Annotated in this window: 7 protein-coding genes and 1 pseudogene; 2 read left to right on the top strand and 6 right to left on the bottom strand. The window is 45.1% G+C overall.

The genetic code is table 11. From position 1 onward, the window contains the following. Positions 1 to 447 precede the first annotated feature (447 nt). Positions 448 to 1,968: an ISNCY family transposase gene (locus tag CWB99_RS11565; RefSeq protein ID WP_138552407.1), complete on the bottom strand. Its 1,521-nt coding sequence runs from the start codon at positions 1,966 to 1,968 to the stop codon at positions 448 to 450. Between the two features lie 369 nt (positions 1,969 to 2,337). Between CWB99_RS11565 and CWB99_RS11560 the strand changes: the two genes are divergently transcribed. Beyond that, positions 2,338 to 3,354, top strand: coding sequence for an RES family NAD+ phosphorylase (locus tag CWB99_RS11560; protein ID WP_138552406.1), 1,017 nt, complete (start codon positions 2,338 to 2,340; stop codon positions 3,352 to 3,354). A gap of 181 nt (positions 3,355 to 3,535) precedes the next feature. Here the strand turns inward: CWB99_RS11560 and CWB99_RS11555 are convergent, their stop codons facing one another. The 4 genes and pseudogenes from CWB99_RS11555 to CWB99_RS11540 form a co-directional block, all read right to left on the bottom strand. Continuing rightward, positions 3,536 to 3,976, bottom strand: a complete 441-nt coding sequence (locus tag CWB99_RS11555; protein ID WP_138552405.1) for a hypothetical protein — start codon at positions 3,974 to 3,976, stop codon at positions 3,536 to 3,538. Positions 3,977 to 4,313: 337 nt separating this feature from the next. Beyond that, positions 4,314 to 5,081: pseudogene (locus CWB99_RS11550) on the bottom strand (IS5 family transposase). Positions 5,082 to 5,278: 197 nt separating this feature from the next. Next, positions 5,279 to 5,785 (bottom strand): hypothetical protein, encoded by a 507-nt coding sequence (locus CWB99_RS24890; RefSeq protein ID WP_138552404.1) that lies wholly within the window; start codon positions 5,783 to 5,785, stop codon positions 5,279 to 5,281. A gap of 462 nt (positions 5,786 to 6,247) precedes the next feature. Beyond that, complete coding sequence (locus tag CWB99_RS11540) at positions 6,248 to 7,147, bottom strand: sulfite exporter TauE/SafE family protein (protein ID WP_138552403.1); 900 nt, start codon at positions 7,145 to 7,147, stop codon at positions 6,248 to 6,250. Positions 7,148 to 7,544: 397 nt separating this feature from the next. On the opposite strand from CWB99_RS11540, the gene CWB99_RS11535 reads away from it, so the two are divergent. Further along, positions 7,545 to 8,381 (top strand): hypothetical protein, encoded by an 837-nt coding sequence (locus CWB99_RS11535; protein ID WP_138552402.1) that lies wholly within the window; start codon positions 7,545 to 7,547, stop codon positions 8,379 to 8,381. A 104-nt stretch (positions 8,382 to 8,485) separates the two neighbouring features. Here CWB99_RS11535 and CWB99_RS11530 read toward each other — a convergent pair whose 3' ends face one another. After that, positions 8,486 to 9,529, bottom strand: coding sequence for a type III polyketide synthase (locus CWB99_RS11530; protein ID WP_138552401.1), 1,044 nt, complete (start codon positions 9,527 to 9,529; stop codon positions 8,486 to 8,488). Positions 9,530 to 9,750 lie beyond the last annotated feature (221 nt).

The raw sequence follows: 9,750 nt of genomic DNA, 5'->3' as shown, positions 1-9,750 counted from the left end.
CTCAGAGAAATGATTAGCTCGCCCTTTACCGCCGTGATGTTGCGTATTGTTCCACTGTTCAATCGCATCCTCGGAAAACCAAAGTTGGATGTTGCCTCTGACGATAAGGGCTTTGTTGTAATCGCGCCAGTTGGTGATACGCTTTTCGTTCAAAGTTCAATCTCGGTGTTTGCTTTTAAGATCTGATCACACAATGCTAAATTAGTTCAATGATTTAGGAAACAACGCCATTTTAATACTACAGAAGGCACGAACTACGACCCTGGCCACGCTTTAGAATTATGGGCAGAGGACATTAATGAAAGGCTTGAAGAAAATGGCGATGGCATGGATTTCATGAATGAAGCGATGGAAAACTGGCAAAACCTAACGGATTAGCTGTAGTAGTGTGATTACCAAGGGATACTGACGGTATAAGTACCAAGCGATTTTGACGTAATCACACTATCAATGTTGTCGAGTTTCGGCAAGTTTTGCTAACCGTAACGCAGTAGTATTCATATTTTCCCTTAGCCAGATATTGCGAACGCCGCTGGCATGTATGTCGACGTTTCTTTCAGACTTGAGCAGTCGTGACACTTTGGATTGTCCCATGTGTGGGTTAGCCAGTGAGAATTCGATTACGACTTCCTCAATAGCTCTGTCAGTACGGTTTTTGTGGTGAAGATTTGGCGTTTCTTGACGTTTTAACGATTCGATTCCACCTTGTTTTATCAGCTTACGATGGCGGTAAATAGTATCGCGGGAGACACCACTTAGGCGGGAAGCTTCTGCCACATTTCCTAGCTTGTCTGCCAGAGCCAATACATCAAGCTTCTTCTGGATCTCCTGGTCTTCAGAGGATAGCTTATCAGGTTCCATGACTTCGGTTACTTGCAGTTTTCGCCCAGCGAAGTACGCATCGAACCGCTTATTTTTACCCGTACGAATTTCAATTTTCTGGTTAGCGATTGAGTGCTTAAGCGGTGAGTCGATGAAGTAGAGTTTTCCCCTGAAGCTAAACGTATGGTCGTTGCGGATCTTCCGGTAGACCTTGGTGATGCAGATATCATCAAGATTTATGTAGCGTGATACAGGCGTATATTCGGTGTTTGATGCTCTAGACTTTACCATCAGGTTTTTACGCCAAAACTGCGGGATGAAGACGTGTTGTAGGTAGCTATTGGCGCCCGTCATATCAGCAATATTGTTGAGTCGTAACTCCGGTATCAACCTGTCTTGCAGAGTATCGAAGACGCGTTCAATACGACCTTTTCCTTGAGGAGAGCTGGCAAAGATGATTTCAATTCCTAACTCCTCACAGGCCCGTTGCATCTGGGAGAAATTGCAACGTTTAGGGCCATCGAAGATGCCAGCTCTATCAACATACAGCGTTTTAAACACGCCGTATTTCTCAACAACTGAGCGCATAACTTTCATACACCCTTCAGTCGTTTCTGACGGGAAAAATTCTGCATGAATATCGCTGTTAGCATCATCAATCATAGCGATTAAGCACGACTTTTTATCACCGAACCAGCGATGTGTACTGCCGTCCATTTGCAGCATTAGCCCTGGTGCTTCCATCCGCTCTCTGCGCTTGTGGACACGGCTACGCCTACGCTTGGCTCGTTTTACATGATGGATATCATGTGCCCACTTACGTAGTGTCTCGCGCTTAACAACTATGTGCTCGTGAGCCTCAAGCATCTCGGCGAGGTGCAACAGGTTCAGATCATAGTACTTCTCGCGGATCAGCGACTGAACTTGCTGCTTAAGCCTATCTGGAGTTTTATTAATTGGCTCACTGCCTGTATTCCCGTGAACAACGAATTGTAGACCTTGGCTTCGGTAACGCTGCAAATAACGTTCAATAGTACGCCTGGATTTATTGAGGAGCTTAGCGGCATTGGCTATCGTAATTTTACGCTCTGCCACTTTAGTAATGATATCAACTGTTAATTGAGCTTTGGAATTCAAAACAATCACCCTTAGTGCTCCTCAAATGCTTATACAAAGCATTCAAAGAACACGGTTAAAGACAACCGTCAATTTCCCTTGGTAATTAGCGACTACGACAGAATCGCGTGGTAATTAAAGGACGACAAAATCGCTTGGTGTTAACAGGATTAGCTGTAGTAGCTCATATCTGATCTTACAGTTTCGATGAATAGGGCTAGACAGCTATGAGCGAGAGGCGGACATTCCTAATTCTCTTATGACTAGCAATTAGTTAGTGACTTTGGTAGAAATAGACTATTCAAAAATTGGTACCACTATTGGAAAACGCGCGATTAATTCGCTATATGCAGAATATTTGCTAGTGGTGATCCATAGAATATCTCATAGGAGTATTGAATGCCTTTACATGGAGATCATACAAGAGATTTTTTAAATTTATGGGAAAGGCTTTCCGATTCGATAAGATCAAGGAATAGATTTTTCAATTCTGAAGCCATAGAGATATTGAATAGTCTTTTTGATGATATAGAAAATATTAGATATGGCGATGATGAAAAAATAATTACTACCGCTGGTGAAGGCTGTGAAATTGATGAGATAATACGAGCACGCTTTTTTACTTCATTAGAAGATGTGCCAAAAGCGATGCTTAATCCTGAGAAGGAATTAGGGCCTCCTCCTGCCCATATAGCAGGAGAAGGCCGGTTAAACCCTGCTGGTTTACCTGTTTTTTATGGCGCATTGGATATAGAGACAGCTTATGCTGAAATTAGAGCACCTGTTGGTAGCTATGTCGTTAGTACGAAGTTTAAGGTAAAAAAAGAGCTTAAACTTCTCGACTTATCTCGGTTACGTCCCATCTTGGAAGATGGAGATTTGTTCGATAGTTTATCACCAAAAATTCAAAACCAGCTTTCAAATTTAATGTTTATAGGGGCAAAGCTTGCATTCCCAGTGTTACCTAGACATGAACACAATGGCTACTTAACGACACAAGTCATAGCTGACTTTCTTAGTTCATTACGTGTTCCAAAACTGGATGGGATTATCTATAGTTCTTCTCAGACGTTTGGGGGGAAGAATATTGTTATTTTTCAGAAGTCATCATCAATCGCATCTAACTATACTTCTTTAGATAATTATTATTTCCGTTTATTCAACATAGAGCAAGGTGGTAACTTAAGTGCTGACGTTCCTTTAAACCATGAACGAGCCGAACTTCATCGAATGCTCTTGAAACCTAATCAACAAATTGCCTTGGGCATCTGCGAGAATAGAAAACCAATGAGGCCAGCTTTCATTAACAATCCAATTAACAACTATAATCTTGAGGTTGTTAGAGCGAGCACAAAAGTAGCGTATATAAGGTCATTTTCGTGCGAGTCAACTGAAATTCAAGTGCAGTGGGAATAATCGTATAACCCCCACCCCAACCCCAATGACTGTACTTTTCGAACCATCAGAGTGCTCTACTAGCGTTGTACCATCAGCATTTACCTGCAACACCTTAGCAATGCTCTGCTGTGTACCACTCAGGATAGCACCTAAGTGGCTCGCCAGATTAGACATGGGCTGGTACAAATAAAGTCGATCACTACCATTCCGATAATACGGCTACTTGATTTTCGTTAAATCCCCACTTTACATCACCTCCACCATGCTCTTCTACATAGTCGACCAATGATGGCGCCGCCTTGGCCACTTTCAACTTACCGGCTTTATATGCGATTTCAAAATTCCACCCATTCGACGAGTAATCCTCTTTCGCATTTTCTACCGCTACCCTTTCGGTGCAGCCAGCTCCCCAAATTGAGCTTTCTTCGTAAACTATGCTTGGCAGACTCTCTATCTCAAGTGGATGCTCTGGTAATAAATCATAATGAATATTACAAATCTCATTGAACTCAATCTGAACTTCGCCTCCACGATCTTTTGTTCGGCTATAGCTAAAGTGTCCCTTTGGACCAAAAACAACCTCATCGTCAGGGTTTTGATATTGCAACTCCTTAACTAGCTGCCCTACTGTGATGCCCACTATTACTCTCCTCTCTTTAAATTTTTCAGTCTTAACAGTACAAGAAAAAATTAATTAATAAAAGGATGAAAAAATAGAATTATTCATTCCAAATCAATGCATTTATTCCTTCGACTCAGTGCTATTTTTTGTCAGACCTCTAGCTCGGAATAAGGCATATCAGGAGCGCTACCAGCAATACGCCCATTTTCAATATATGCACTTCCACTAACAACACTATCGCCCAGGACCGTGCTCTGTGTTCCATCGCTGTGCTGGACGAGAGTTGTACCATCCGTATTCACCAGGATAACGGCCTTGTTGATCAAATCCAAATAGCTTAGGCGACACCGAGATTTCAGCTGTTTCTCTGATATTCAGGCATACCTAGCCCAGCCATTCTATTGAGCGCTTTCACTTTGATCATCGCTTCAATGTGCTGCTGATTGAATCCTAGACTGACCAGCTTGTCACCCATTAGCTGTTTATACCTGTGCATTGCAGTTTCCGCCAGTGAACGTTGATGGCCATTCACACACTTTGTCCACTCACTGCAGCCTATATGCTTTGTTAAAATGACCGCGCTGTTACGAGCATGTCCTTCCTCCCACAACTGCGCATTACACCTTGGTGGGAACACTGCGTCGGCCTTTTTGGCTGCCACTTCGGCATAACAGCCTCGGGTATCATAAGCGCCATCCGCTTTTTGCCGAGCTGGTTTTCCTGTGCAATGGTCTGAGTAAGTCGCCCAGAACTTCTGAATCAGCTACGGAGATTGTAGACAACTCACCGCTCACGATTTGGTGTGTATTTGCATTAACGGCCAGATGCAGCTTTCGCCAGGTCCGGCGTTTGTTTGCGCCGTGTTTTCTTGCATGCCACTCACCATTTCCGTATACCTTCAAACCAGTGCTATCAACCGCGATATCAATGCCCCTGCAGCACTGACATTTGGTCTGTAACGAACTGTCAGCTCAGAGAAATGATTAGCTCACCCTTTACCGCCGTGATCTTGAGTGTTGTTCCACTGAGTAATTGCATCCTCGGAAAGCCACAGCTGGATATTGCCTCTGGCGTTAAGGGCTTTGCTGTAATCACGCCAGTGAGTGATGCGTTTTTCTTTCAACGTTCAGTCTCGGTGTCTGCGTTTGAGATCTGATCATACAAGGCAAGATTAGTTCAATGATTTAGAAAACAACGCAGACTTTTACCCAAATCCCTGTTTACTCAAGCCAAAAATAACACCAACAAGTGAGCTTCAAAACCTAAAGTGCATGTTATTTGTCAACGGTTTTGATCGGCCCCATTTTTCAGTCTGCACGATTACTTCTTGGCCTGTGAGTAAATCAGAGCAGACAACGCTGGTCGTATAACAGCCAGTATAAAGACTATCATTACAAGTGCGCCCATAAGCAATCTCAGGGACTGCATAAACCAGGGTTGCTCCCACAAGGGTTTCACTTTTTTCTCCCCGGCCTGATCGTCCAGTAAGGTGCATGCCTCTGGTAATCCAGTGAATCGATCTTTTTCAGGGTATTCGAGCACGAATCCGGCTCTGGCCAGTGCCAGGCGCGCTTGACCAGCATCTCTCTTAAGAACATATAAAATATGCTGAGACAGTTCTGCCCTGTAGGTAATATCATGCATTTCAAGGATGTCGACTATTTTAACGGCATCAACCACACGCATATCCTGCACCAATGGCCTGTATTCAGGTGTGCGTGCCCAGCTAATGATGAATATGCATGCCAAAATAGATACAGCCAATACTGCAAGCAGTAAATATTGCCTGGATATAGTAAATGTATGGGTAGGATTTGAGTTATCCATGTTTATTCCCTGGAAAAATAAAAGCCATTTGCTTTGTTTGATATTTCACGGCGGTATTCGGTCAACATGATAGACAGCTTACGTGGAAGCCTGATGCTGTCTTTATCACTTCTACCGCTATGTATCTGACCCCTCAGCTTTGCGTCTGATTTCTATCAATGCTGCATCCTATATAGAATCTGATATCTGCCCACTATCAAGATTGCCGTAAAATACCATCGTTGAGCGTTTTTCGCTATTCGGTCCTGCCTCATAAAAAGTAATGGGCGCTGGGTTAGGCTTCATAGCCCGATATTGCCCCGCGCTCGATGTCTGGTTAGCCATAATGGCAGACAGTTTTTAAAAAAAGCCAGTGCACTTCTTACTCACAGCTATACTTGCTGTGACTCAACAGCTAATAGTTTTATCAGTACATTCTAGGGTACCAACCCCGTATGTCAGCTCTACTTGGGCTATTTCTGCCTACAGATACAGCCTGACACACTCATACGCTGTGAACCCGGTCTCCAGAGCGATAAGCAGCAATAACATATTAACCACGCCGCGTTCAGGTAGTTTTGCACACACCAGCGCCCCCAGTGGTGCACCGAGGATCACCACAGGGATGGCTGCATGCACCATAAGCTGGATCTCGGGTGTGAGTGTGTTCAGTACCAGCATATTCGTCATCGTGCCCACAACAGAGGTGATGGCCATAATAATCACGCTGGTTGCCGTGGCGACTTTGATTTCTTTTTTCAGCATCAAAACCAGATAGGCAAAAATAAAAATGTCAGCTCCGGATCCCACCAGGCCACTTGCCAGCCCACCAATAAATCCAACCAAAGGGATATACTGATAATCAGTCGAACTCTCTGTCAAATGAGACTGAATACCAACTCTGAGCTGCTTTATCAGGGTCACCGCAAACAAAATCAACAGTACGCTGAATAAGGATTTGATTGCTAACCTTGGCAGCAGGTCGCCCAATAACGTCAGGCTAATGATCACACCAGGGATTGCCCCCAGCAGCGCCGAATATACAACCCGATGATAAAAACGGATCTTAAAAAACAAGATAGTCAGTGTCGCGGCAACCATGCCAAAGGACTGAATACCCAACGAAAACACCTTCGCAGTAGACGGCTCAATAGACAGTACTTTGGTCATGACGGGAAAGGCCACTGCCCCGCCACCAAGCGCCGTGCCGCCGGCAATAAATGAACCAAACACCATGGTCAGCGCTATCTGTATCTGCTGATAAAAGTTACTTACAGCCAGACCCGGGCCAAGGCTTAACAGCCAGCAAAAAAGCAAGCAGGGGTAGACCAGTAGTGGTACGGAGCGTTTTGATATTTTTTGACGGAACGTGTTTTGCAGCATACTTTCTCCTTAAAAAACGGCCACATTGTATCCTTGATGTCTGCCAGATTGGAACAACCAGACCAATTGAAAACCAAAATATCCTGATGAAATCGTGGAGTTTGAAACCACTGACCAACCCTTTGCACAAAGGTTTAATGCCAGCAAACGTGATTGCGCGCGGCCATGAGGACCAGGTTTGGGCTGGGTCGGCTGGTATGTACTGTTTACTCTATTCAATCGTTCATACAACAGGCGCCTTGTGGCTCCCTCGCTTATCTCATGTTGAATTGGTTTTTGAAAAGACTAGGCTGCCAACTGTGACTTAGAACAAGCTTTATACCCTTAAAGCCTTCTTTATTACTAATTTGCCCCTTAAAATGGGTTATTGGAAACAAGGATAATTTAAGGAATAACGATGTTTACCAATAAAAAACCCCAATTTTTACTGAGTGCGCTGGCACTGGCTGCCAGCTCTGCAACAGCGCAAAGTGATGGACTGATCCTCAAACAGGATAGCCTCAGAGATAACCTGCTGACTCAGGATAAACTAACAACCTTTACACCTGAGTTTCGTGGCACGCACTTTATTGCTATAGACAGTCAGGGCAGCATCATCTCAGGCAGCCAGGTTCACAGCGCTCAACCTCAGATCAACGCACCAGACAGCACTAAGTACATCACTTTTGATGTGATCAACAACGACGGAATAAAAGCCACCTACTACGGCACCCCGTCACTGGATTTCAACGGCTGGTACGGACACTGGGTCGATGTCACTGAGCAAAGCGGCGATTTCGAGTTGACCATAGGAGATGGTACCGTGCCCAACCGCGCTTGCCAGCTGGCTGATGAGAAAGTTGATATCAGCGCTTTTGAAGTCGCGACCACCAGCCATGGCAGCATTAATCACCTGAATGATGGTGTCGTGGTCTACAGCTACAACCACGTCTGGTTTTCCAAAGAAAATCAGGAGTCAGTTTATGTGACTTTGTCTCAGGCTGAAGCGGTATCAAAAATCGCACTTGCCCAGGGCTACAATCACACCACAACCTGGGTCACTACCAGCTGGAAACTGTATGGCAGTAACGATCAACAGGTTTGGACACCCATTGGGTCAGGCGACAAGCCCGACTTCCCGGCTATGTCTGAATACTGCCTGGACTCAACGGCACACTATCAATACTATCGCCTTGATGTCTCAAATGATCTGGGCAATTACCTGAGCTTAGGTGAGCTGGAACTGTATAAGTAACGTCTCTCAAGTTCGCGCTGGTTGGGTGTCCCCAATCTGCGCAGATACCCTGCCCTTTAATGCATTTAAGCGCATTCGTGCATGCCATAAATACTACACAGGTATTAGTGCCACACCCCAACGCTCATCTCTGAGGTAAATCCGGGACCAAATGCGGCAAGCAGGCTGGCATCGCCGCGTCTTGCAGAATCGAAAGTCCGTTTTAAAACATCAATGACTGCTACGCTGGAAGTGTTACCCGTTTCAGCCAGGCAAGCCCGGGAGCGGGCCACCATATCGGGCTCAAGCGACAAACACCGTACCAGCTCATCGAGAATGCGTTTTCCGCCGGTGTGAAAAATCGTACTGTCAACCTGGTTGGCATCGCGCGACAAGCTGCGTCTGCAGAACGATTGCAGATAAGGCGCAACATGGGGAATGGAGTGCATGACCTCCTTATCCAGAGAAAACTTAAAGCCCAGATGGGTAATATCATATTCGATGTAAGGCAGTGTATCTTTGATGGTAACACTTTGATTATTGGTCAGCTTAAGGCCAGATACCTGACTGTCACCGCGCATTACCACAGCGGCTGCCCCATCGGCAAACAGTGCATCACTAATAAAGTCCTGTAAGCGGTTGGCTTCTCGATGAAAACACAATGAGGAAGTTTCAACACAGACGATCAGCACATTGCTGTTTTTACGGATCTGGCAGTATTCAAATGCCCGACCAATCGCCGAGGCTCCCGCCACACAACCCAACTGTGCAATCGGGATTTGTTTGGTTTCATTAGGCAAACCCAGTCGATTAATCAGATGCGCAGTCAATGAGGGCATCATAAAACCAGTACAAGACGTGGCGATCACCATATCGACGTCCTCAGGCTGCACCTGCGCGTTTTTCATCGCTTCTAATGCAACGCCTTCGGCCATATCAATCGCTGCTTCTTTGTAGCGAGCGGCACGCGCGCCAAAGTCCTCGAGTTTCACGACTTCTGTGAGCGGCAGGATCAGGTGCCGGTTTTTGACCTCTGTATTTTGGATCATTTCAAAGGCCCGTTGCTTATAAGGGCTGTCGGGGTGACAAACTTCAATGACTGTCATGATATCATCAGCATTGATGAGGTGTTCTGGGTAAAAAGTCGCAGGTTTGCATAATGTGGTCATGTTGTATCTCCTTTTGAATTCATACAAAAAGACCCGACCCACACAAATAAATTTCACAAAAACAAGAAATAAAATTAACAAAACGTAACACACCAGATTGCAGGGGGTGCCTTTCCCGGACTGACAAACCATCACTGCTCTGCACTGGATCTGTGTATAACAACGGATTGCTTTACGTTGGAGTGTAACTTCCCTTTATAAACATGTGCTTCAGCAGTGCC

This window comes from Pseudoalteromonas rubra, from assembly GCF_005887095.1.
GTDB classification, from domain to species: domain Bacteria; phylum Pseudomonadota; class Gammaproteobacteria; order Enterobacterales; family Alteromonadaceae; genus Pseudoalteromonas; species Pseudoalteromonas rubra_E.
This window is presented reverse-complemented; position numbering and strand designations above follow the sequence as displayed.